We start from the raw sequence: 24,808 nt of genomic DNA, 5'->3' as shown, positions 1-24,808 counted from the left end.
TGCGCGCCTCGGTTGAGACGAAAGATCTTAACCAACCGCTCTTTAACAACTGAATCAAGCAATTCGTGTGGGTGCTTGTGGGGTCAGACTGATAGTCAACAAGATTATCAGCATCACAAGTTACTCCGCGAGAAATCAAAGATGTAACCAACGATTGCTGAGCCAAGTTTAGGGTTTCTTAAAAACCCAAAGATGTTTGAACTGAAGAGTTTGATCATGGCTCAGATTGAACGCTGGCGGCAGGCCTAACACATGCAAGTCGAGCGGCAGCACGGGTACTTGTACTTGGTGGCGAGCGGCGGACGGGTGAGTAATGCCTAGGAATCTGCCTGGTAGTGGGGGATAACGCTCGGAAACGGACGCTAATACCGCATACGTCCTACGGGAGAAAGCAGGGGACCTTCGGGCCTTGCGCTATCAGATGAGCCTAGGTCGGATTAGCTAGTTGGTGAGGTAATGGCTCACCAAGGCGACGATCCGTAACTGGTCTGAGAGGATGATCAGTCACACTGGAACTGAGACACGGTCCAGACTCCTACGGGAGGCAGCAGTGGGGAATATTGGACAATGGGCGAAAGCCTGATCCAGCCATGCCGCGTGTGTGAAGAAGGTCTTCGGATTGTAAAGCACTTTAAGTTGGGAGGAAGGGCATTTACCTAATACGTAAGTGTTTTGACGTTACCGACAGAATAAGCACCGGCTAACTCTGTGCCAGCAGCCGCGGTAATACAGAGGGTGCAAGCGTTAATCGGAATTACTGGGCGTAAAGCGCGCGTAGGTGGTTTGTTAAGTTGGATGTGAAATCCCCGGGCTCAACCTGGGAACTGCATTCAAAACTGACAAGCTAGAGTATGGTAGAGGGTGGTGGAATTTCCTGTGTAGCGGTGAAATGCGTAGATATAGGAAGGAACACCAGTGGCGAAGGCGACCACCTGGACTGATACTGACACTGAGGTGCGAAAGCGTGGGGAGCAAACAGGATTAGATACCCTGGTAGTCCACGCCGTAAACGATGTCAACTAGCCGTTGGGAGCCTTGAGCTCTTAGTGGCGCAGCTAACGCATTAAGTTGACCGCCTGGGGAGTACGGCCGCAAGGTTAAAACTCAAATGAATTGACGGGGGCCCGCACAAGCGGTGGAGCATGTGGTTTAATTCGAAGCAACGCGAAGAACCTTACCAGGCCTTGACATCCAATGAACTTCCCAGAGATGGGTTGGTGCCTTCGGGAACATTGAGACAGGTGCTGCATGGCTGTCGTCAGCTCGTGTCGTGAGATGTTGGGTTAAGTCCCGTAACGAGCGCAACCCTTGTCCTTAGTTACCAGCACGTAATGGTGGGCACTCTAAGGAGACTGCCGGTGACAAACCGGAGGAAGGTGGGGATGACGTCAAGTCATCATGGCCCTTACGGCCTGGGCTACACACGTGCTACAATGGTCGGTACAGAGGGTTGCCAAGCCGCGAGGTGGAGCTAATCCCAGAAAACCGATCGTAGTCCGGATCGCAGTCTGCAACTCGACTGCGTGAAGTCGGAATCGCTAGTAATCGCGAATCAGAATGTCGCGGTGAATACGTTCCCGGGCCTTGTACACACCGCCCGTCACACCATGGGAGTGGGTTGCACCAGAAGTAGCTAGTCTAACCTTCGGGAGGACGGTTACCACGGTGTGATTCATGACTGGGGTGAAGTCGTAACAAGGTAGCCGTAGGGGAACCTGCGGCTGGATCACCTCCTTAATCGACGACATCAGCTGCTCCATAAGTTCCCACACGAATTGCTTGATTCACTGTAGAGGCGATAGACATCCATAAGGTTGTCTTTTTCGTTAGAGTTTAGAAATGAATATTCCATTGTGAATATTGATTTCTAATCTTTGATTAGATCGTTCTTTAAAAATTTGGGTATGTGATAGAAAGATAGACTGGACGTTACTTTCACTGGTAACGGCTCAGGCTAAGGTAAAATTTGTGAGTTAAATTGCGAATTTTCGGCGAATGTCGTCTTCACAGTATAACCAGATTGCTTGGGGTTATATGGTCAAGTGAAGAAGCGCATACGGTGGATGCCTTGGCAGTCAGAGGCGATGAAAGACGTGGTAGCCTGCGAAAAGCTTCGGGGAGTCGGCAAACAGACTTTGATCCGGAGATGTCTGAATGGGGGAACCCAGCCATCATAAGATGGTTATCTTAAGCTGAATACATAGGCTTAAGAGGCGAACCAGGGGAACTGAAACATCTAAGTACCCTGAGGAAAAGAAATCAACCGAGATTCCCTTAGTAGTGGCGAGCGAACGGGGACTAGCCCTTAAGTGGCTTTGAGATTAGCGGAACGCTCTGGAAAGTGCGGCCATAGTGGGTGATAGCCCTGTACGCGAAAATCTCTTGGTCATGAAATCGAGTAGGACGGAGCACGAGAAACTTTGTCTGAATATGGGGGGACCATCCTCCAAGGCTAAATACTACTGACTGACCGATAGTGAACTAGTACCGTGAGGGAAAGGCGAAAAGAACCCCGGAGAGGGGAGTGAAATAGATCCTGAAACCGTATGCGTACAAGCAGTGGGAGCCCACTTTGTTGGGTGACTGCGTACCTTTTGTATAATGGGTCAGCGACTTATTTTCAGTGGCGAGCTTAACCGAATAGGGGAGGCGTAGCGAAAGCGAGTCTTAATAGGGCGTCTAGTCGCTGGGAATAGACCCGAAACCGGGCGATCTATCCATGGGCAGGTTGAAGGTTGGGTAACACTAACTGGAGGACCGAACCGACTACCGTTGAAAAGTTAGCGGATGACCTGTGGATCGGAGTGAAAGGCTAATCAAGCTCGGAGATAGCTGGTTCTCCTCGAAAGCTATTTAGGTAGCGCCTCATGTATCACTGTAGGGGGTAGAGCACTGTTTCGGCTAGGGGGTCATCCCGACTTACCAAACCGATGCAAACTCCGAATACCTACAAGTGCCGAGCATGGGAGACACACGGCGGGTGCTAACGTCCGTCGTGAAAAGGGAAACAACCCAGACCGTCAGCTAAGGTCCCAAAGTTATGGTTAAGTGGGAAACGATGTGGGAAGGCTTAGACAGCTAGGAGGTTGGCTTAGAAGCAGCCACCCTTTAAAGAAAGCGTAATAGCTCACTAGTCGAGTCGGCCTGCGCGGAAGATGTAACGGGGCTCAAACCATACACCGAAGCTACGGGTATCACTTAGGTGATGCGGTAGAGGAGCGTTCTGTAAGCCTGTGAAGGTGAGTTGAGAAGCTTGCTGGAGGTATCAGAAGTGCGAATGCTGACATGAGTAACGACAATGGGTGTGAAAAACACCCACGCCGAAAGACCAAGGTTTCCTGCGCAACGTTAATCGACGCAGGGTTAGTCGGTCCCTAAGGCGAGGCTGAAAAGCGTAGTCGATGGAAAACAGGTTAATATTCCTGTACTTCTGGTTATTGCGATGGAGGGACGGAGAAGGCTAGGCCAGCTTGGCGTTGGTTGTCCAAGTTTAAGGTGGTAGGCTGGAATCTTAGGTAAATCCGGGATTCTAAGGCCGAGAGCTGATGACGAGTTACCCTTTGGGTGACGAAGTGGTTGATGCCATGCTTCCAAGAAAAGCTTCTAAGCTTCAGGTAACCAGGAACCGTACCCCAAACCGACACAGGTGGTTGGGTAGAGAATACCAAGGCGCTTGAGAGAACTCGGGTGAAGGAACTAGGCAAAATGGCACCGTAACTTCGGGAGAAGGTGCGCCGGTGAGGGTGAAGCATTTACTGCGTAAGCCCATGCCGGTCGAAGATACCAGGCCGCTGCGACTGTTTATTAAAAACACAGCACTCTGCAAACACGAAAGTGGACGTATAGGGTGTGACGCCTGCCCGGTGCCGGAAGGTTAATTGATGGGGTTAGCTAACGCGAAGCTCTTGATCGAAGCCCCGGTAAACGGCGGCCGTAACTATAACGGTCCTAAGGTAGCGAAATTCCTTGTCGGGTAAGTTCCGACCTGCACGAATGGCGTAACGATGGCGGCGCTGTCTCCACCCGAGACTCAGTGAAATTGAAATCGCTGTGAAGATGCAGTGTATCCGCGGCTAGACGGAAAGACCCCGTGAACCTTTACTATAGCTTTGCACTGGACTTTGAATTTGCTTGTGTAGGATAGGTGGGAGGCTTTGAAGCGTGGACGCCAGTTCGCGTGGAGCCAACCTTGAAATACCACCCTGGCAACTTTGAGGTTCTAACTCAGGTCCGTTATCCGGATCGAGGACAGTGTATGGTGGGTAGTTTGACTGGGGCGGTCTCCTCCTAAAGAGTAACGGAGGAGTACGAAGGTGCGCTCAGACCGGTCGGAAATCGGTCGTAGAGTATAAAGGCAAAAGCGCGCTTGACTGCGAGACAGACACGTCGAGCAGGTACGAAAGTAGGTCTTAGTGATCCGGTGGTTCTGTATGGAAGGGCCATCGCTCAACGGATAAAAGGTACTCCGGGGATAACAGGCTGATACCGCCCAAGAGTTCATATCGACGGCGGTGTTTGGCACCTCGATGTCGGCTCATCACATCCTGGGGCTGAAGCCGGTCCCAAGGGTATGGCTGTTCGCCATTTAAAGTGGTACGCGAGCTGGGTTTAGAACGTCGTGAGACAGTTCGGTCCCTATCTGCCGTGGACGTTTGAGATTTGAGAGGGGCTGCTCCTAGTACGAGAGGACCGGAGTGGACGAACCTCTGGTGTTCCGGTTGTCACGCCAGTGGCATTGCCGGGTAGCTATGTTCGGAATAGATAACCGCTGAAAGCATCTAAGCGGGAAACTAGCCTCAAGATGAGATCTCACTGGGACCTTGAGTCCCCTGAAGGGCCGTCGAAGACTACGACGTTGATAGGTTGGGTGTGTAAGCGCTGTGAGGCGTTGAGCTAACCAATACTAATTGCCCGTGAGGCTTGACCATATAACACCCAAGCAATTTGCTGACCTGAAGAGGCACCAGATTGCGGTGTGTGAAGACGACACAAGTCGAAAATTCGCAACGCAACACACAAATCTATCACCTGCCCATTCGCTGGAGCGTGATCCGCAAGGAGAACGACCTGGCTACCGAATTTCTTGACGACCATAGAGCATTGGAACCACCTGATCCCATCCCGAACTCAGCAGTGAAACGATGCATCGCCGATGGTAGTGTGGGGTTTCCCCATGTGAGAGTAGGTCATCGTCAAGATTAAATTCCGAAACCCCTATCTGCGTATGCAGGTAGGGGTTTTGTTTTGTCCGCAGGAAAGTAACCGTCCGGTAAGGGGCCGGCGAACACACCTTCCGAGCCAGACCGATAAGGCCTTCGCCGGTGGATGCCGCTTCACCGCGATCAGCAAGCAGTCGCGCTGCCAGCTTTCATTCCTCTGAAAGTAGAACCAAAAAAATAGAGGCCGAAGCGTTGGTGATCATTGAATGTTTGTAGTGGGGCGCTCAGCGGGCGAGGGAGATTGTCGCGGATACCCAGGAGTTCGTCGCGCCGCATCGGGTGCAGTTGGCCTTGAGTCCAGTGATTACCGATAAGCCGGAACTGGCCCTGCGGCGGATGGAAATGACCGAGCGCGAGTCTTTGAAACTCAGGTCCGACGATGCCTGGTCGGAGTACCTGGGTGCCAAGGCAGCCATGCTGGTGCTGATGCGCTCAACCAAAGTCGAACCCAGGGTCTGGGCTGATCACAAGGAGCGGCTCAGGCAGGCCATCGATCGACGAGCCTGCGTACAGCGTGCCTACCTGCGCTGACTCTGTCTCAGATCTGGGAGCGTCGCAGATTCTCAATGGTTTCGATCAAATCCTCGTAGGACACCGGTTTTCCAATGTGCTGGTCAAAACCCGATTGCCGTGATTTTTGAATGTCGCTGTGGGCGCCATAGCCCGTCAGTGCAATGGCCGGCACATCCTTGACCAGCGGCAACTGACGCAATGCGCTCATCAGCTCGTGGCCGTTCATGACCGGCATGCCCAAGTCAGAAATGATCAGGTCGAAGCGCGTGCTTTTTGCGGCATCCAAAGCCGCCACCGGACGGTCGAACGCAATCACTTGCGCGTCTTCCATTTCCAGCAACATTTTCAAGGTTTCCAGTACATCGGCATCGGCGTAGTCGTCGACCAGCAGGATCGTCAAACCACTCAGCCTGCCAGAGGATTCTTCGACCTGAGTCGGGGATTGCGGCTCACCTTTGGTGTGGGCCAAGGGCAGGTAAACCGTGAAGGTACAACCTGTTCCCGCCCCGGCAGAGTTCACCTCAACCGTTCCCCGTTGGGCCTCGGTCAACTGGCGGACCAGGGACAAACCGATCCCCAGGCCTTCACGGTTGTGGCTGACGTGCTGCTTTTCAGCCTGGCCGTACAGGTCGAACACGTGATCGAGGTTCTCGGGAGCGATGCCGGCACCGTTGTCTTTGGCGTCCAGCCGCGCCATGTTTCCAACTTGGCTGGCGATCAATTGCACGTGGCCGTTGGAGGGCGTGAATTTCAGCGCGTTATTCACCAGGTTCCAGATAATTTGCTCCAGGCGCGTCGGGTCGGCATGGACCATCAATGCGCCTGAAAGCAGGTGCAGCTCTTTGTTGATCGCCTGCATTTCTTCGTTGGAAGCCTTGAGCTCTGCGCTGGAGACTTCCGAGTGTTCGATGGAGTCCTCCAGGTGCAACTTGGTGCGTTGCAGTTCGCGCTCAAAGTTCGACAGCACCTGACTTTCGATCTGAAGCACGGTGGTGGCCGCTCGTTCGGCAGGGTCGACCTCGACTTCCTCGAAAATCACCAGGACGTATTCGCCGTCCGATTCTTCATCCTTGTAGCTTCGAAAGCCTCCCTGTCACGGGAGAAATTGGTCACGCCGATCAACATGTCGCCCAGCAGTGCCTTGGTTTCTTCGGGGTTGTTCTGCAGATACTGGTAATAGGCACTCAGGTCCGGCTGGCCGGTGACCTGCATCCGGCGTTCGATCCGGCGCAACACGGTGGCGCATATTTAGCGCGTACTAAACGGTATGACTTCTCAAGGGAACGCCCCTACTGGCCGATAACCCGAACAGTCATGGTCTTCTTCTTAAATTGCCTGGAAATCTTCGATGCTGTCGTATCACCAAAAGCGTTTTTTGATCGTCGATGATTTCTCGGATTTCCGCAGTTCCGTCAGGTCCATGCTGCGCGAGCTGGGTGTGAAGGATGTCGACACCGCCGACTCCGGTGAACAGGCGCTGCGTATGTGTTCGCAGAAGGCCTACGATTTCATCCTGCAGGACTTTCACCTGGGCGATGGCAAGAAGAACGGTCAGCAGGTGCTTGAAGACCTGATGATCGAAAAGCTGATCAGCCATGAGGCCGTGTTCGTCATGGTCACCGCCGAGACCAGTCAGGCGATGGTGCTCAGTGCGTTGGAGCACGAACCTGATGCGTACCTGACCAAACCGTTCAACCGTTCCGGCCTGTCTCAACGCCTGGAGCGGCTGGAGCAACGCAAGACCTTGCTCAAGCCGATTCTGCAGGCCCTTGACCGGGGCAAACCGGTTGAAGTGCTCAATGCCTGCATCGCATTGTGCAAACAAGACATCCGCTACTCGCCGTTGTGCCTGCGCTACCGCGCTGATGCCTTGCGCGACCTGAATCAGAACGAGGCGCTGGAGCGTCTCTATGACAGCATCATTGCTGATCGGCCTTTGCCATGGGCGTTCGCCGGGTTGGGCAAGTTGCTGTTCAAACGTGGCCAGGTCGGTCAGGCCAAAGGCGTGTATGAAAAAGCCCTGAAAGTGTTCCCGATGATGCCGGCGCTCTACGACGGCATGGCTGATGTGCTGGTCGCCGAAGGCGACACCAAGGCGGCCCAGAATGTGCTGGAAGAGGCGATCCGTTTGTCGCCGCTGGCGGTGCGCCGGCAAGCGCTGCTCGGCAAGTTGGCGATGGCCAACGAAGATTTTGAAACCGCCTCCAAAGCCTATCGTCAGGCCGTGGCGCAGGGCGCGCAGTCACGTTTCAAGGATGCGGAGAGCAACCTTGGCCTGGCCCATGCCTTGATCAGTAAAGGCAGCGAAAAAGGTCTGGATACCCGGACTCGACTGGAAATCAACACGACGCTGAGTGCGGTGGCCAAGGAAAACCCTTCCGACCCGGGTTTGCAGATTCGTGCGCGATTGATGAAAGCCACCAGTCTGCTGCTCAACGATGCCGAAACCGCCGAGAAGCTCACCGAGCAGGCGATGATGCGCCTCGATGGCATGGAACAGTTCATGAGCGCCGAAGCGGCGCTGCTGGTGGCCAAGCAACTGCAGATGCTCGGCCAGGCCAGCGCCGGTGCCTCGATGTTGAAAAACTGCGCGGAAATCTACGGCGACGACCCGACGGTGATGAAGGGCATCGCCAAGTTGACCGACGATCCGACCATTCTCAACTCCGGCAACGCCGCTGCGGAACTCAACCGTCAGGGCGTGCGGGTGTACAAGACCGGCAACCTGGTGGAGGCGCGGCAGGTGTTTCGCAAAGCCCTGGCGCTGCAACCCAAGAACATCAGTATCGCGCTGAACATGGCGCAGTCGCTGCTGCACGGCACCGACACCAGTGTGCCTTCGGCGGAGCTGGAGGAATGTCGGGCCTGCCTGAAAATGGTCGGCCTGATGCCTGACACCGATGCGCGTTATTCCCGTTATCAGAAGCTGCGAAGCAAGGCGTTTGGCGAATGAACGACAGCGAACAGGCACTCGATTTTTCCACGGTGATTGCCTCCACCGTGCACGACATGAAGAACTCCCTGGCGATGCTGATGCAGGCCCACAGCCAATGGCTGACGCGCTTGCCGGATCCGCAGCAGCACACCCCGGAGCAGGGCGTCATCGACTTCGAGTTCGCGCATCTCAATGGCATGCTGGTGCAGTTGCTGGGGCTGTACAAACTCGGCGTCAACCAGATGCCATTGCAGCCGGCCTACCATGAGCTGGATGACTTCATCGAAGCGCAATTGGCAGCGCACCAAGAAGTGTTCGCCAGTCGCGGCATTATGGCGACCTATGAAGTGGACCCGTTGAGCCCGCTGGGCTTCTTCGACCGGGAGCTGATTGCGTCGGTGCTGGCCAACAGCATCAACAACGCCATTCGTTACGCCCGCCACGCGGTGTTGATCAGCGTCAGCGATGAAGCCGGGCAATTGGTGCTGACCGTCAACGACGATGGCGAGGGTTATCCTCCCGAGATGATCGAGCGTCAGGCCGATTACGTGCAGGGCATCAACCACAGCAGCGGAAGCACTGGCCTGGGCCTGTACTTTGCCGGGCGGATTGCCGCACTTCATCAGCGCAATGGCGTGGGCGGGCGCACCGAAATCAGCAATGGCGGCCCGCTGGGTGGCGCAGTGTTCAACCTCTATCTGCCCTGACCGGTTCTTTTTGTTGGCCGCTGCTTGATATTCCGAACAGGCGGAGCCTATTTTGTACGGGTCGCCGTTCGCGGCTCGCACAACAACAAAGGATTGCGTCATGACAACCGATGGCCATCGCTCACTCGCACAGCGATTGACGGGCATTGATGAGATTGAATGTGTCACGCCGGACTTGAATGGCATACCGCGCGGCAAGGTAATGACCGCCGAAGGCTTTCTCGAAGGGCGGCGTTTGCAGATGGCACGGGGGGTGCTGCTGCAGTGCATCATGGGCGGATATCCGCCAGCGCGCTTTTATGGAAGCGATGATGGCGACCTGGCGCTGGTGCCCGATCCCGCACAGATCCATCGCTTACCCTGGAGCACACAGCCGCGAGCTTTCGCTATTTGCGATGCGGACGAACTGACTGGCGAAAGCTCGTCTCTGTCCACCCGTGGTCAACTCAAGGCCGTGATCGCGCGTTACGCGGCCCTCGGCCTGGCGCCGGTAGTAGCGACCGAGCTGGAATTCTTTGTGTTTGCGCCCAACACCGACCCCACTCAACCGTTCCAGCCGCCGCTGGGCCTGGACGGTCGTCGCGAGGACGGTCAATCGGCGTTCAGTATCAGTTCCAATAATGGTTTGCGGCCGTTCTTCAGTGAAGTCTATGTATGCATGGCGGCCCTGGGCTTGCCGCGCGATACCTTCATGCATGAAATGGGCGTCAGCCAGTTTGAGATCAACCTGCTGCACGGCGACCCGCTGCTGCTGGCCGACCAGACACTCCTGTTCAAACATCTGCTTAAAGAAGTCGCGCTCAAGCATGGCCTGACCGTGGTTTGCATGGCCAAGCCGCTGGCGCACACGGCGGGCAGTTCGATGCATATTCACCAGAGCATCATCGAGATCGGCAGCGGGCGTAACGTGTTCAGTGACAAGGCCGGTGAGCCGACCGCGACCTTCCGTCATTTCATCGCGGGTCAGCAGGCCGGCATGGCGGATTTCACGGCGTTGTTCGCACCGAACGTGAACTCGTATCAGCGCTTGTGCCATCCCTTCGCATCACCGAATAATGCCTGCTGGTCCCACGACAACCGTGCGGCCGGATTGCGTATTCCTGCGAGTTCGCCCGCCGCTCGTCGGGTCGAGAACCGCTTGCCGGGGGCTGATGTAAATCCTTACCTGGCGATCGCCGCCAGCCTTGCCGCAGGGTTGTATGGCATTGAACACAAACTGGAGCCGAGCGAGCCGATCCAGGGTGAATTCGAAGTGCCGGACAATCTTTCGTTGCCGTGTACCTTGCATGCTGCTCTTGAGCGTCTGAAACGTAGCCAATTGGCGAAGGAACTGTTTGGCAAGGAATTCATCGAAGGCTACATCGCCTCGAAGACCATGGAGTTGACCAGCTTCTTTGATGAAATTACTCCCTGGGAGCGCCGTGTCCTGGCAGCCCAGGCCTGACGATCCATCGTCTTCGGGCTATCTTTTCGGGTAGCCCGATTCTCACTGCAAGGAGCCGCTCGGAACGCCGATGCGCCAAATCTGGAAACCCTTTCGAGCGCTTTATTTTGCCTCGCTGATGATGTTGATCGGCTCTGGCCTGTTGAGTACTTACCTGGCCTTGCGCCTGGCCGCCGACCACGTCGACAGCCTGTGGGTCGGTGCGTTGATGGCGGCCAACTATTTCGGCCTGGTGCTGGGTGGCAAGATCGGCCATCGGCTGATTGCCCGGGTCGGGCATATTCGCGCCTATTCAGCCTGCGCCGGGATTGTCGGCGCGGCGGTGCTGGGCCATGGCCTGGTGGACTGGTTGCCTGCCTGGATATTCCTGCGGGTCATCGTCGGCCTCGGCATGATGTGCCAGTACATGGTCATCGAAAGCTGGCTCAATGAGCAGGCCGAAGCCTCGCAGCGCGGAACGGTGTTCAGCGGCTACATGATCGCCTCGTACCTGGGGTTGGTGCTGGGTCAGTTGATTCTGGTCATGCACCCGAGCCTGGGCCTTGAACTGCTGATGCTGGTCGCCTTGTGCTTCGCGCTGTGCCTGGTGCCGGTGGCCCTGACCCGGCGGATTCACCCGGCACCGTTGCACCCGGCACCGATGGAGCCGCGGTTCTTCATCAAGCGCGTGCCGCAGTCGTTGAGCACGGTGCTGGGGGCGGGGCTGATCATCGGTTCGTTCTACGGTCTGGCACCGCTGTATGCCTCGCAGCAGGGGTTGTCCACGGAGCAGGTCGGTCTGTTCATGGGTAGCTGTATTTTTGCGGGCTTGCTGGTGCAATGGCCGTTAGGCTGGCTGTCCGACCGTTATGACCGGGCGCTGTTGATCCGCTGTTTTGCGCTGGCCCTGGCGCTTACCGCGTTGCCGCTGGCAATCATGCAACAGGTACCGCTGGAGATTTTGTTTATCACCGGGTTCTGCTGTTCGCTGGTGATGTTCTGCCTGTATCCGCTGGCGGTGGCATTCTCCAACGACCACGTCGAGGGTGATCGCCGGGTGTCCCTGACAGCGATGCTGTTGGTGACCTACGGTGTCGGCGCCAGTATCGGGCCGCTGGTGGCGGGGGTGCTCATGAAGCTGTTCGGCAGCCACATGCTCTATGCCTTCTTCAGTTTCTTCGCGTTGGTGCTGGTGTGGCGGATTCGCCCGAAAGCGGTGACCAACCTGCATCAGGTCGACGATGCGCCGCTGCATCACGTCGCCATGCCGGACAGTATGTCGAGTTCGCCGTTGGTCGCTTGCCTTGACCCGCGTGTCGATGAGCAGGTGGTGCAAGACCAGATGCAGAACCCGATCAACCCTGAGCCGGAACCTGAATCAGAGCCCGAAACCGATCCGTCGCCCGAAGACCCTGATGCACCTCGCGAGCAAAGTTTTACCGAGGCCAGGCCTTAAATTCCATGCATAAAAAAACGGGCAGTCACCGCAAGGGACTGCCCGTTTTCTATTGAAGCGTCGTATTACATGTCGTCTTTGTCGAAGCGCCGCGCTTCGCGCTGAAGCTGATAGACGAACCGCTCGACCTGTCGCTGCACCAGTCCGCTCATGTTGTGAAAGCGTACGCCGGCGAAGGTGGTGGAGATCCTTTCTTCGAAGTGCAGGTAACGCAGCTCGACGGGTGCCGTCATATTGCCAAAGGGCAGGGCGGCGATGAAGCGGTCATAGACCTGGCCCAGTTGCAGGCTGCCCGTGATGTCGCCTTCGAAGCGCAACTTGCAGCCGGTGGCGGAGATGTCCAATAGCTTGCCGCTGATCGGCGACTTGAGTTTTTCACCACCCAGATCGACATTGACCAGTTGTGCCAGCTTCAATGCTGCGCGGAATGCATTACGACGCTGGTGGTAAACCACCTCGGCGGGCAGGGCGCCACGGTAGCAGCGACCGTCACCGGATTCGTCGATGGTCAACGGGCCGTTGCTTTCCCAGGCAATACGCACGCCGTCATGAAAGCCTTCGACCTTGAACGGTTCGCCGGCGAGCAGGAAGCGCTCACCATCGCGGGGAATCATTTCGTCCAGGGCCATCATGTTGCTGTCACGGTCAATGTCCACCAGATAACTCTGGAAGCGCTGGCTGCGCTCATGGAACGTGATGATCAGCGGATCATGGCTGTCTTGCAGCTGGCGCAGGTTGCCGGAGATCTCCAACGGCGTGGTGAGCACCTTGGGTGGCTGCGGAGCATCTTCCGCGCTTAAGGCATTGAACACGGTTCATCAATCTCCAGACAAAATATGACTACGACTGGCCAGCATATTGCCAGCATGTTACGCGTCTTGATAGTGCGCGCTTCTCAGCAGGTTCAAGCCTGACTGAGCGGGCGTGGCTTCGCAAGCATGGAGGTTGATCCGCGTGCATCATAGAGCGCTGGCGGCTCGCCGCCGTTGAGGATTTTCAGCTGATTGGCCGTCGCGGCCTGTTGCACCAGGATCGACTGGCCATTCTTGACGTTGGCCGCCTGGCACTGAGCCAGAAGATCGGTCAATACATCGCTCTGCTCCAACAGCTGATCGCCAATGCTCGAATGGCTGGCAAGTTGCTCCAGACCGTTGCGATTGGTCGGCAGGTTGAGGCTGGCGAGGATTTCACTGCGCTTGCGGCCATGCTGATCGAGCAAAATGATCAATGCCTGTTTCTGCGCCAGAATCTCTTCGAGCAGTGGCATGTCGCGACCGTGCAAGGCGAGGGACTCGGTTTGCAGTAACTCCAGCAAGTGCTGTGCTGGAGCGAAATCGTCGGTGATCAGTTGCAGTAAATTAGTGTCGTGCATGGCTGGCCTTGGGTTTTAAGCGTCCAAAAGCCTGGCGCAGGCCTTGGCCTAGCGCTGGGCTTCGAAGTTGAGCAGTTTGCTGGCTACACGGTTGCTGTCGACTTTGTAGCTGCCATCGGCAATCGCTGCTTTCAACTCGGCCACGCGGGCGTTGTCGACGGCAGGCTGATCGCGCAGCTTGTCAGTGACCTTCTGCAACTGTTGAGCCTCATTGCTGAGATGTACCGATTCCCCGCTTTTGACGGTACTGGCCTGTTCGGCCGGGGTATCCAGCGGCGCGGATTTGCCGGTTTCGGCGGTTTCCTTCGCGGTGCTGGTACGTGTGCTACCGGTAAGTGACGAGGAACTGTTCAAACGGCTGAAATCGATGACCATGACAAAAAACCTCTGGGTATTTGGACGCTTGCCATGTTTTCGGCCATACCCGGAAAAACTTTAGGCCCATTTATCAATGAGCTTGCGCGCGTCAGCGCTTGCCCTGCATAGGGCACAGTCTAGGGAACAGTCGAGCGGCGCGCCAGTGTTCTACATGGCCACTTCCACCTGGCCGGGCGCGGTGACTTGCGCCTTGATGACCCGCTGGGAGTTGAGGTTTTTCACCCGAATCTGTTCGCGCAAGCCGCCGTTGGACAGCGCTTCACCCGGCATGCGCACGCTGAGCGTTCCACTGCGGGCGGTAATCACCACCTGGTCGCCCTTGCTGATGACTTCTGCCTGTTCCATGTGCACCAAGGTCATGACCTGGTCGGCGACCATTGGTCGGGTAAGTTTCTGCCCGATCGCCTGGTCGACGGAAGTCAGGTAACCCTGGTTGATCAGACTGATGTCACGCTCGCGCAGGGTCACATCCTGGGGCTCGACGATACCGGCGCGTCGCAGCGGGCGGGTGGTGGTTACAATGTCGCGAAACAGCCGCACTTGAGCGGGTACGAAGACCGTCCAGGGCGACGCGCCCTCGCAGCGCACCTTGACCGTAACGCGCCCCAGCGGCGTGGCCGGGCTCTCCAGGGACGCTGTCAATTCCTTGTCGCACATGGGCATGCGCAGCCGCGGATCGAGCTGCTTGACCTCGATCTCGTAGCGGCCTTCCGTTTGACTGGTCGCCAGATAGTCTTCTACGGTGAATTCAAGAAAGCCCTGAGTGACGCCGATAAGCATGTCAGGCAAGGTAACCGCGTCAGCAAGGGCAGGGCAGCCAGCGTTGAACAGGCAGACGGCCGACACCGCGCAAAGCAATTTGCGTGCGTTTGATGTCAGGCGTCGGAAAAATGTCGGTTCTGTGTTCATAAGAGTTAAAAAGCAAGCGCCGTGCCGTTTAGTGATGAACGCGCGTCGCAACACACTTAAGCGTTGGTGTAGGAGTCTGTGCATGGCTGGGGTAATGGATGCGGTAAACCAGCGCACGCAACTGGTAGGGCAGAATCGCCTTGAGCTGTTGTTGTTCCGTCTCGACGGCCAGCAGCTGTATGGGATCAACGTGTTCAAGGTTCGGGAGGTGCTGCAATGCCCCAAACTGACGCTGATGCCAAAATCCAGTCCTGTCGTGTGCGGTGTGGCGAGTATTCGGGGGGCGACCATTCCGATTCTTGATCTGGCGATGGCGACCGGTTCCGGTGCGCTGAAAGATCAAAGCAATCCCTTCGTGATCATCACGGAGTACAACACCAAGACCCAGGGTTTCCTGGTGCGGTCAGTGGAACGCATCGTCAACATGAATTGGGAGGAGATTCATCCGCCACCCAAGGGCACGGGACGCGATCATTACCTGACGGCTGTGACTCGGGTCGACAATCAGTTAGTCGAAATCATCGACGTCGAGAAAGTGCTGGCAGAAGTGGCGCCGACCCCGGAAGCGATTTCCGTTGGCGTGGTGGATGTCGAAACCCAGCACAAGGCGCTGTCTTTGCGAGTACTGACGGTCGATGACTCGTCGGTGGCGCGCAAGCAGGTGACCCGTTGCCTGCAGACGGTCGGTGTCGAAGTGGTGGCGTTGAACGACGGTCGGCAAGCGCTGGATTACCTGCGCAAGCTGGTCGACGAGGGCAAGAAGCCGGAAGAAGAGTTCCTGATGATGATTTCCGACATCGAGATGCCGGAGATGGACGGGTACACCCTCACGGCCGCGATCCGCAGCGACCCTCGCATGCAAAAGCTTCACATCATCCTGCATACTTCGTTGTCGGGTGTATTCAATCAGGCGATGGTCAAGAAAGTCGGTGCCGATGACTTCCTTGCCAAATTCCGTCCTGATGACCTGGCATCCCGGGTAGTCAACCGGATCAAAGCAGCAGACATCAGCTAGGGGCCTTTTGCCCCTAACGGTTAATACGATTTAAGAGGCGGCATCTTTGTCTACGGGTAATTTGGATTTCGAACAGTTCCGGGTCTTCCTGGAAAAAGCCTGTGGCATTTTGCTCGGTGAAAACAAGCAGTACCTGGTCTCGAGCCGTCTCAACAAACTGATGGAACAGCAAGGCATCAAGTCTTTGGGTGAGCTGGTCCAGCGCATCCAGACTCAGCCGCGCAGCGGTTTGCGCGAGATGGTGGTGGATGCCATGACCACCAACGAAACCCTGTGGTTTCGTGACACCTATCCGTTTGAAGTCTTGAAGAACAAGGTGTTGCCGGCAGCGATCAAGGCCGCCCCTGGCCAGCGTCTGCGGATCTGGTCTGCGGCCTGTTCGTCGGGTCAGGAACCGTATTCGCTGTCGATGTCGATCGATGAGTTCGAGCGCGTGAACATGGGCCAGTTGAAGATGGGCGTGCAGATCGTTGCCACCGACCTGTCCGGCACCATGCTGACCAACTGCAAGACCGGCGAGTACGACAGCCTGGCCATCGGCCGTGGCCTGTCACCCGAGCGCCTTCAACGTTACTTCGACCCGAAAGGGCCGGGGCGCTGGGCAATCAAGGCACCGATCAAGAGCCGGGTGGAGTTTCGCTCGTTCAACCTGCTGGACAGCTACGCGAGCCTCGGCAAGTTCGACATCGTGTTCTGCCGCAACGTGCTGATCTACTTCTCCGCCGAGGTGAAGAAGGACATCCTGTTGCGCATTCACAGCACGTTGAAGCCAGGCGGTTATCTGTTCCTCGGTGCTTCCGAGGCGCTGAACGGTTTGCCGGATCATTACCAGATGGTCCAGTGCAGCCCGGGGATCATTTACCAGGCGAAGTGATTCGTTGGCGTGATCAAAAAAACGGGAGTCCTCAGGGGCTCCCGTTTTTTTATGCCTGCTCAATCCCACCGCCCATCCCCTGTGGGAGCGAGCTTGCTCGCTCCCACAGGGTCAGGTGGTGTGCTCCAGATCGTGTGAAGCGGCAGAAAAGCGGCAGGCGGCGGAAATCGGTTGCCGCTTTTCTGGCATTGCCACGTTGCCACTGCCCGCAAAGCCCCGGTTTACGGGATTTTTTCAATTGGCACGACGCTTGCTATGTCCATGTTACGAAAAATCAGGTCACCCGAAGGTTTCCGACATGAGCATCAGCTTCGATAAAGCGCTCGGTATCCACGAACAAGCCCTGGGCTTCCGCGCTCAGCGTGCCGAAGTCCTGGCCAACAACATCGCCAACGCCGACACCCCAAACTACAAGGCTCGGGATCTGGACTTCTCGAAAGTGCTCGCCGCACAGAACGAGAAGACCAAGAGCGGATCTTTCGCCTTGAACATGACCAACAGCCGTCATATCGAAGCCGAAGGCCTGGGTAATGGCGACGAGTCGCTGCTGTATCGCACGCCGATGCAACCGTCGATCGACCAGAACACCGTGGACGCTCAGCTGGAACAGTCGAACTACGCGGAAAACGCGGTCAACTTCCAGGCCAGCTTCACCCTGCTCAACAGCAAATTCAAAGGGCTGGTGTCAGCCCTTCGTGGAGAGTAAGTCATGTCTCTAGCCAGTGTTTTCAACATTGCCGGTAGCGGCATGAGTGCCCAGACCACTCGCTTGAACACCGTCGCCAGTAACATCGCCAACGCCGAGACCGTCTCGTCGAGCATCGACCAGACCTACCGTGCACGGCACCCGGTGTTCGCCACCATGTTCCAGGGCGGCCAGAGCGGCGGCAGCGACTCGCTGTTTCAGAACCAGGATGCGGCCGGTCAAGGCGTGCAAGTGCTGGGCGTGGTCGAAGACCAGAGCAACCTTGACGCGCGCTACGAGCCGAACCATCCGGCGGCCGACGCCAAGGGCTACGTCTACTACCCGAACGTCAACGTGGTGGAAGAAATGGCTGACATGATTTCCGCGAGCCGTTCGTTCCAGACCAACGCCGAAATGATGAACACCGCCAAAACCATGATGCAGAAGGTCCTGACCCTCGGTCAGTGATAAGGGGCGACTCAGATGAGTGTTACCGATACCACCAGTGGCATTAGCCTCAAGGACATCCTGGCCAACTCCTCGATCAAGACCAACACCAGTGCCGACGGCCTGGCGGCGGCAACGAACAGCGCCACCGGCAAAAAGGCCCTGGGCAAGGATGCGTTCATGCAGTTGCTGGTAACGCAGCTGAAAAACCAGAATCCGCTGGAACCGCAGGACAACGGCGAGTTCGTCGCCCAGTTGGCCCAGTTCAGTAGCCTGGAAGGCATCACCACGCTCAACGACACCGTCAGTGGCCTGGCGAGTAATTACAACTCGTCCCAGGCGTTGCAGGCGTCGTCGCTGGTCGGGCGCTCGGTTATTGCACCGGCCGACAAGTCGGTGGTCGATACCTCCAAGAGTTTCACCGGCACCATGGCCGTACCGGCGTCGGTGGACCCGGTCAAGGTCAAGATCACCGATGCCGATGGCAAGGTTGTCCGCACCATCGATCTGGGCAGCCAGAAAGCCGGTACTTCCACTTTCATCTGGGACGGCAAAAACGACGCAGGCGAAGTGGCCAAGGCGGGTACCTATACCTTCGGCGCTACGGCGACCTACGACGGCAAGGCGACCTCGCTGGTGACGTACCTGCCGGCAACGGTCAACAGCGTGACCATCAGCCAGACCGGCGGTGAGTTGATGCTCAACCTGGCCGGGCTGGGCAGCATCGCCCTGTCCAAAGTGCAAACCATTGGTATGTAGAGCCGACTAACACGGCACAAAGGAGTGGAATATGTCTTTCAATATCGGCCTTAGCGGTCTCTATGCAGCCAACAAACAACTGGACGTGACCGGCAACAACATCGCCAACGTCGCGACCACCGGTTTCAAATCGTCCCGTGCGGAATTCGAAGACGTGTACTCGGCTACCAAGCTGGGTTCCGGCAGCAAAACCATCGGTAACGGCGTGCGCCTGGCCAACGTTTCCCAGCAGTTCACCCAGGGCGACGTCAACAACACCGGCAACGTGCTGGACATGGGCATCAACGGTTCCGGCTTCTTCGTGCTGAGCGAGAATGGTTCGATGTCCTACACCCGTGCCGGTACGTTCAAGGTCGACAAGGACGGTTACGTCACCAATAGCGATGGCTCTGCGCGTCTGCAGGGTTATGGCGTGGATGCCAATGGCAAGATCCTCAATGGCGTGTTGACTGACCTGCGCGTCGATACTTCGAACCTGGCGCCAAAAAACACCTCCACGGTTTCGTCGACGATCAACCTGAACTCCACAGCTCCCATCATCAACCAGACTACCAATCCGTTTGACCCGTCCAAGGAAGCGTCCTTCACCAAGCAGTTCAGTACCCCCATTTACGATACCCAGGGTAACAAGCACGTCATGGACCAATACATGGTCAAGACGGGTGACAACACCTGGAAGACCTACACCCTGATCGAGGGTCGCAACCCGGATGGCAGCGATCCTACTCTTGCCGCTTCCCTTCCGGTCGCTTCGACCATGGCGTTCGATTCGTCAGGCAAACTGGTTTCCGTCACCACTCCTGCCACCCCTACGCCGATTGTCAGTCCTGACCTGAAGGTTACGGGCTGGATTCCGGGTACCGTGACCAATGGCGTGTGGACAGCCAACGGCGCTGCCTCCGGCGTCGTTACGGTCTCCATGGACAAAACCACGCAGTACAACGCTGACACCGCGCGTTCGATTCCTTCGCAGAACGGCTACGCCACCGGCCAGATCACCAACCTGACCATCGACACCAGCGGTATCATGCTGGCCAACTTCAGCAACAGCCAGACCAAGGCCATCGGCCAGATCTCGCTCGCCAGCTTCACCAACGAACAAGGTTTGCAACCGGTAGGCGGCACCAGTTGGAAAGAAACCTATTCGTCGGGTATCCCGGGCTACGATGCGCCGAACACCGGTACCTTGGGCGAGATCCACTCCAACTCTCTGGAAGAGTCCAACGTCAACCTGACCAATGAACTGGTCGACCTGATCAAGGCGCAGAGCAACTACCAGGCGAACGCCAAGACCATTTCCACCCAAAGCACCATCATGCAGACCATCATTCAGATGACCTGATGCGGGTTAGCTGAAAGCGCTGCACAAAGAGCCCCTCAATCGAGCAATGCTGTTCACTTAAGCGGAGCAGCCTTGCGGTTAACCGGATACCGGGTTTTTGACATCTTCACCGCCCTAGGCCTCGCAGGCCTGGGGCGTTTTGCTATGAAGAGCACACCAATGCTGCCGCGAAGCTCGTCCAGGCGTCTTGGCGTGTGTGAGGGCGAGACCGCTCCGGCCATGACCACCAGATGGCTGGCGATGTGCTGACAGGCAAACTTGAAACTCACCTCGCTGGGAGCCCGCTTATGAGCTACAGCCGCCTGACTGGCTTCTCGACGCACTACGTTATAAGCCAGTAACAGCCCCCATAATTCTTGATACACCAGGTCTACAGTCTTGCTGCGAAGGGTCAAGGCATTGTCTTGCATTGAGCTTTTGATATCCCTGAAACCCAGTTCGATTTCCCATCGCTCGTGATAAAGGGTGGCGACCTGCTCAGCGCTAAAGTGCGAGGCTGGCAGGGAGGTGAAGACGGTTTTTTCTTTCCCGGCGACCTCGTAGGTGACCGCCCGTACTTGCCAGTACTCAGGCAACAGTGGGTTCTTTTTACGCGCTTGCTGCGAGACCTTCATCTGGACTAGGTAATCACCATCGCCGTAGTGTTCAATTTCCGTGCGAACAGTACCCTTACGCTCCGGGATCATCCAATGCCGGTTTTTTTCAGTACTTTGGATACTCAACAATAGGTCCGCACTGAAAAACCCTTTGTCCAGCAGGGTCACTGAGTGGTTGGGTATGCTCTCGATGAAGTCCTTGGCCAGCGGGATCTCCCCTTTGCGGTAAGGGCTGATGGCCGCGTTGGCGATGATATGAGAACGGGCGTTCATCAACGCAACAAGGCGCAGCACCGGATAAGGGGTTTGACGATCGGAGGAGGTATTGCCGGAGCCAAAATGGTCCCGCAATGACGACGTTTCCGGGGTTCGAAACAAGGCACCGTCGACGGCAAAGACTTGAAGACCGTGCCAGTCATCTTGCGGGTAGCGCTCGTATCCCCAGACATTGGCGCACTGTTGAAATAACCAAGCGACAGGCTGATTCCCCAGACGCTGGCGCGCCTGCGACAACCCGCTTTTGGCTAACAGCACCTCATTAGCAAGACCGTCGGCACAAATATTCAGTCGGCGAGCGACCTCGACTATTGGCTCACCTCTGAAAAGTGCCATCCCGACTACCAGCCAAAGGACTATGTCCGAAGGCAAGCGCCGACGTCGGATCGTGGCTTTATCCGCCAGAGCGGCCGCTGCGGTGATCCAATCATGAGGAATATGATCGGTGAACACCTCAAGGCGAGAGAGCGGTTGCTTAGCAAAATCCAAAACCGCGCTTAAATCCTGAGCAACAGACATAAAAAATCCGGAATCCTTATCAGATTCCGGATTTTCCGGCTGCCTGAGGATTAGTCAACAATCCTTAAGTGAACAGCATTGCCCTCAATCGAGGGGCTTTTTTGTGGGCGGGATAAAGATCAAAAGATCGCTGCCTCGTTTCACTCGACAGCTCCTACAGGTGAACGCGGTTTTATGTAGGAGCTGTCGAGTGAAACGAGGCAGCGATCTTTTGACCTTAAAGGCAGGCAAAAGAAAACCCCCGACAAACCAGAGGCCTGTCGGGGGTTTTGAGTAAGCGCCTTGCGGCGCCTACCGGCTCAGCTTATTGGCAAGCTTCGCAATCCGGCTCGTCGATGGCGCAAGCCTTCGGCACTGGAGCAGGACCTGCTGGAGCTGCCAGGACCGAATCTTCACCGTGGTTGCCGCCGCTGGAAACAGCGTTCAGCTTGCCGGTGTTGATGGTCGACTTCTCGGTGCTGGTCGCGGCCAGGGCACGGAGGTAGTAAGTGGTTTTCAGACCACGGTACCAGGCCATGCGGTAGGTCACGTCCAGCTTCTTGCCCGATGCGCCAGCGATGTACAGGTTCAGCGATTGAGCCTGGTCGATCCACTTCTGACGACGGCTTGCCGCGTCAACGATCCACTTGGTGTCCACTTCGAAGGCGGTCGCGTAGAGCTCTTTGAGTTCTTGCGGGATGCGCTCGATCTGTTGCACCGAACCGTCGTAGTACTTCAGGTCGTTGATCATGACCGAGTCCCACAGGCCGCGAGCCTTCAGGTCGCGAACCAGGTACGGGTTGATCACGGTGAATTCGCCCGACAGGTTCGATTTCACGTAGAGGTTCTGGTAGGTCGGTTCGATCGACTGCGAGACGCCAGTGATGTTGGCGATGGTCGCGGTCGGTGCGATGGCCATGATGTTGGAGTTACGAATGCCTTTTTGTACACGGGCACGAACCGGTGCCCAGTCCAGGGATTCGTTCAGGTCAACGTCGATGTACTTCTGGCCGCGTTGCTCGATCAGGATCTGTTGCGAATCCAGCGGCAGGATGCCTTTGGACCACAACGAACCCTGGAACGTCTCGTAGGCACCGCGCTCATCGGCCAGGTCGCAGGAGGCCTGGATCGCGTAGTAGCTGACCGCTTCCATCGACTTGTCGGCGAACTCGACGGCAGCATCGGAACCGTAAGGAATGTGCTGCAGGTACAAAGCATCCTGGAAGCCCATGATGCCCAGACCGACCGGACGGTGCTTGAAGTTGGAGTTCTTCGCTTGTGGCACCGAGTAGTAGTTGATGTCGATAACGTTATCGAGCATGCGAACGGCGGTGTTCACGGTGCGCTCCAGCTTGGCGGTATCGAGCTTGCCGTTGGTGATGTGGTTCGGCAGGTTGATCGAGCCCAAGTTGCAAACGGCGATCTCGTCCTTGTTGGTGTTCAAGGTGATCTCGGTGCACAGGTTCGAGCTGTGAACCACGCCGACGTGCTGCTGCGGGCTGCGCAGGTTGCACGGGTCTTTGAAGGTCAGCCATGGGTGGCCGGTTTCAAACAGCATGGACAGCATTTTGCGCCACAGGTCTTTGGCCTGGATGGTCTTGAACAGCTTGATCTTGCCTGGGTACTGGGACAGGGCTTCGTAGTACTCGTAACGCTCTTCGAAGGCCTTGCCGGTCAGGTCGTGCAGATCTGGAACTTCGGACGGCGAGAACAGCGTCCACGGGCCGTCATCGAAGACGCGCTTCATGAACAGGTCAGGGATCCAGTTGGCGGTGTTCATGTCGTGGGTACGACGACGATCATCACCGGTGTTCTTGCGCAGCTCGATGAACTCTTCAATGTCCATGTGCCAGGTTTCCAGGTAGGCACAGACAGCGCCTTTGCGCTTGCCACCCTGGTTAACGGCAACGGCAGTGTCGTTCACCACTTTCAGGAACGGAACAACGCCCTGGGATTTGCCGTTGGTGCCCTTGATGTACGAACCGAGCGCGCGAACCGGCGTCCAGTCGTTGCCCAGGCCGCCTGCGAATTTCGACAACATGGCGTTGTCGTGGATCGCGTGGTAGATGCCCGACAGGTCATCCGGCACGGTGGTCAGGTAGCAGCTCGACAGCTGTGGACGCAGGGTGCCGGCGTTGAACAGGGTCGGGGTCGACGACATGTAGTCGAAGGACGACAACAGGTTGTAGAACTCGATGGCGCGGTCTTCTTTGTGCTTCTCTTCGATCGCCAGGCCCATGGCCACGCGCATGAAGAAGATTTGCGGCAGTTCGAAGCGGATACCGTCCTTGTGGATGAAGTAACGGTCGTACAGGGTTTGCAGGCCCAGGTACGTGAACTGCTGATCGCGCTCGTGGTTGATCGCCTTGCCGAGTTTTTCCAGGTCGAAAGTGGCCAGGATCGGGTTCAGCAATTCGAATTGGATACCCTTGGCGATGTACGAAGGCAGCGCCTTGGCGTACAGGTCGACCATTTCGTGGTGGGTCGCGCTTTCGGCAACTTCCAGGAAGCTCAAGCCTTCGGCACGCAGGGTGTCCATCAACAGGCGAGCGGTCACGAACGAGTAGTTCGGCTCACGCTCGACCAGGGTACGGGCGGTCATCACCAACGCGGTGTTGACGTCGGTCAGTGCCACGCCGTCGTACAGGTTTTTCAGGGTTTCGCGCTGGATCAGGTCGCCGTCGACTTCTGCAAGGCCTTCGCACGCTTCGGTGACGATGGTGTTCAGGCGGCCCATGTCCAGAGGCGCAAAGGTGCCGTCGGCGCGGGTGATGCGGATCGACGGGTGAGCGTTGACCGCTTCCTCGGCCGGCGCGTGGGCGGCGCGTTCTTTCGAACGACCGTCGCGGTAGATCACGTAGTCGCGCGCCACTTTCTGCTCGCCGGCACGCATCAGGGCCAGTTCGACCTGGTCCTGGATTTCTTCGATGTGGATCGTGCCGCCCGATGGCATGCGACGCTTGAAGGTCGCGGTGACTTGTTCGGTCAGACGGGCAACGGTGTCGTGGATTCGCGACGAAGCGGCAGCGGTGCCGCCCTCAACTGCAAGAAACGCTTTGGTGATGGCGACGGTAATCTTGTCATCGGTGTAAGGAACGACAGTGCCGTTACGCTTGATCACGCGCAGTTGGCCAGGCGCGGTGGCGGACAGATCCGAAGTCGAATCTGCGGCCTGCGGCAAGGCGCCCTGCGGGTTCTCGCGAGTTGTGTCGGTTTGCATGGGGGGTTGTCTCCACATTCTCTATGTTTGTTTGGGCACCATCACGGTGCCCACCGTTCCGTCCTGAAGCACTACAACCGGCGAGGGGCCGGGCATACCAACTTCGGGACAGATCAGGAAGGGGCAATTGGGGCGCCGCTTCCATGCCGAAGTCTTTGGTCCCAGGCCTTGAACCTGAAACCGG

Annotated in this window: 16 protein-coding genes, 3 rRNA genes and 3 pseudogenes; 14 read left to right on the top strand and 8 right to left on the bottom strand. The window is 56.9% G+C overall.

Annotation, left to right across the window (positions count from 1 at the left end):
• The first annotated feature begins 198 nt into the window (after positions 1-198).
• The 4 genes and pseudogenes from QFX16_RS22035 to QFX16_RS22020 all read left to right on the top strand — a co-directional run.
• Positions 199-1,737, top strand: a 16S ribosomal RNA gene (locus QFX16_RS22035).
• 299 nt (positions 1,738-2,036) lie between these two features.
• Positions 2,037-4,928 (top strand): 23S ribosomal RNA (locus QFX16_RS22030).
• A gap of 154 nt (positions 4,929-5,082) precedes the next feature.
• Positions 5,083-5,198: ribosomal RNA gene (rrf, locus tag QFX16_RS22025) — 5S ribosomal RNA — on the top strand.
• The 16S, 23S and 5S rRNA genes sit together here, the layout of an rRNA operon.
• Before the next feature lie 237 nt (positions 5,199-5,435).
• Positions 5,436-5,750: pseudogene (locus tag QFX16_RS22020) on the top strand (hypothetical protein); the annotation flags it as partial.
• 7 nt (positions 5,751-5,757) lie between these two features.
• On the opposite strand, the pseudogene QFX16_RS22015 reads toward QFX16_RS22020, so the two are convergent.
• Positions 5,758-6,807: pseudogene (locus QFX16_RS22015) on the bottom strand (hybrid sensor histidine kinase/response regulator); the annotation flags it as partial.
• Positions 6,807-6,974: pseudogene (locus QFX16_RS22010) on the bottom strand (hypothetical protein); the annotation flags it as partial. The pseudogenes QFX16_RS22010 and QFX16_RS22015, both read right to left, overlap by 1 nt.
• 106 nt (positions 6,975-7,080) lie before the next feature.
• On the opposite strand from QFX16_RS22010, the gene QFX16_RS22005 reads away from it, so the two are divergent.
• The 4 genes from QFX16_RS22005 (at position 7,081) to QFX16_RS21990 (ending at position 12,253) form a co-directional block, all read left to right on the top strand.
• Positions 7,081-8,685 carry a tetratricopeptide repeat-containing response regulator gene (locus tag QFX16_RS22005; RefSeq protein WP_283181333.1) on the top strand — a complete coding sequence of 535 codons (1,605 nt, stop codon included), beginning with the start codon at positions 7,081-7,083 and terminating at the stop codon, positions 8,683-8,685.
• A complete protein-coding gene (locus QFX16_RS22000) occupies positions 8,682-9,374 on the top strand; it encodes a sensor histidine kinase (protein ID WP_283181332.1) in 693 nt (230 codons plus the stop codon). The genes QFX16_RS22005 and QFX16_RS22000 overlap by 4 nt, the downstream gene beginning before the upstream one ends.
• 202 nt (positions 9,375-9,576) lie before the next feature.
• Positions 9,577-10,818 (top strand): glutamine synthetase family protein, encoded by a 1,242-nt coding sequence (locus tag QFX16_RS21995; RefSeq protein WP_283184614.1) that lies wholly within the window; start codon positions 9,577-9,579, stop codon positions 10,816-10,818.
• A 70-nt stretch (positions 10,819-10,888) separates the two neighbouring features.
• A complete protein-coding gene (locus tag QFX16_RS21990) occupies positions 10,889-12,253 on the top strand; it encodes an MFS transporter (protein ID WP_283181331.1) in 1,365 nt (454 codons plus the stop codon).
• Between the two features lie 65 nt (positions 12,254-12,318).
• Here QFX16_RS21990 and QFX16_RS21985 read toward each other — a convergent pair whose 3' ends face one another.
• From QFX16_RS21985 to flgA, 4 genes are all read right to left on the bottom strand, one after another.
• Positions 12,319-13,065 carry a flagellar brake protein gene (locus tag QFX16_RS21985; RefSeq protein ID WP_283181330.1) on the bottom strand — a complete coding sequence of 249 codons (747 nt, stop codon included), beginning with the start codon at positions 13,063-13,065 and terminating at the stop codon, positions 12,319-12,321.
• A gap of 92 nt (positions 13,066-13,157) precedes the next feature.
• Entirely contained in the window at positions 13,158-13,625 is a 468-nt protein-coding gene (locus tag QFX16_RS21980; protein WP_123368748.1) for a flagella synthesis protein FlgN, read from the bottom strand.
• A 48-nt stretch (positions 13,626-13,673) separates the two neighbouring features.
• The gene (gene flgM / locus QFX16_RS21975; RefSeq protein ID WP_283181329.1) at positions 13,674-14,000 is read right to left on the bottom strand and encodes a flagellar biosynthesis anti-sigma factor FlgM; all 327 of its coding nucleotides are present in this window, start codon (positions 13,998-14,000) and stop codon (positions 13,674-13,676) included.
• Between the two features lie 150 nt (positions 14,001-14,150).
• Entirely contained in the window at positions 14,151-14,912 is a 762-nt protein-coding gene (flgA, locus tag QFX16_RS21970) for a flagellar basal body P-ring formation chaperone FlgA (RefSeq protein WP_283181328.1), read from the bottom strand.
• A gap of 82 nt (positions 14,913-14,994) precedes the next feature.
• Between flgA and QFX16_RS21965 the strand changes: the two genes are divergently transcribed.
• From QFX16_RS21965 to flgE, 6 genes are all read left to right on the top strand, one after another.
• Positions 14,995-15,927, top strand: a complete 933-nt coding sequence (locus QFX16_RS21965) for a chemotaxis protein CheV (protein WP_283181327.1) — start codon at positions 14,995-14,997, stop codon at positions 15,925-15,927.
• Positions 15,928-15,973: 46 nt separating this feature from the next.
• Positions 15,974-16,801, top strand: coding sequence for a protein-glutamate O-methyltransferase CheR (cheR, locus tag QFX16_RS21960; protein ID WP_008147958.1), 828 nt, complete (start codon positions 15,974-15,976; stop codon positions 16,799-16,801).
• A gap of 298 nt (positions 16,802-17,099) precedes the next feature.
• On the top strand, positions 17,100-17,507 hold the full coding sequence (gene flgB, locus QFX16_RS21955; protein ID WP_129437599.1) for a flagellar basal body rod protein FlgB: 408 nt from the start codon (positions 17,100-17,102) through the stop codon (positions 17,505-17,507).
• Positions 17,508-17,510: 3 nt separating this feature from the next.
• Positions 17,511-17,954: a flagellar basal body rod protein FlgC gene (gene flgC, locus QFX16_RS21950; protein WP_074879168.1), complete on the top strand. Its 444-nt coding sequence runs from the start codon at positions 17,511-17,513 to the stop codon at positions 17,952-17,954.
• 15 nt (positions 17,955-17,969) lie between these two features.
• A complete protein-coding gene (gene flgD, locus QFX16_RS21945) occupies positions 17,970-18,692 on the top strand; it encodes a flagellar hook assembly protein FlgD (RefSeq protein ID WP_283181326.1) in 723 nt (240 codons plus the stop codon).
• 31 nt (positions 18,693-18,723) lie between these two features.
• A complete protein-coding gene (gene flgE / locus QFX16_RS21940) occupies positions 18,724-20,034 on the top strand; it encodes a flagellar hook protein FlgE (protein WP_283181325.1) in 1,311 nt (436 codons plus the stop codon).
• A gap of 53 nt (positions 20,035-20,087) precedes the next feature.
• Here the strand turns inward: flgE and QFX16_RS21935 are convergent, their stop codons facing one another.
• Positions 20,088-21,425: an IS4 family transposase gene (locus QFX16_RS21935; protein WP_283180397.1), complete on the bottom strand. Its 1,338-nt coding sequence runs from the start codon at positions 21,423-21,425 to the stop codon at positions 20,088-20,090.
• Between the two features lie 304 nt (positions 21,426-21,729).
• Positions 21,730-24,624 (bottom strand): ribonucleoside-diphosphate reductase subunit alpha, encoded by a 2,895-nt coding sequence (locus QFX16_RS21930; RefSeq protein WP_283181324.1) that lies wholly within the window; start codon positions 24,622-24,624, stop codon positions 21,730-21,732.
• Positions 24,625-24,808 lie beyond the last annotated feature (184 nt).

Origin of the sequence: Pseudomonas svalbardensis (genome assembly GCF_030053115.1) — a bacterium.
GTDB lineage: Bacteria > Pseudomonadota > Gammaproteobacteria > Pseudomonadales > Pseudomonadaceae > Aquipseudomonas > Aquipseudomonas svalbardensis.
This window is presented reverse-complemented; position numbering and strand designations above follow the sequence as displayed.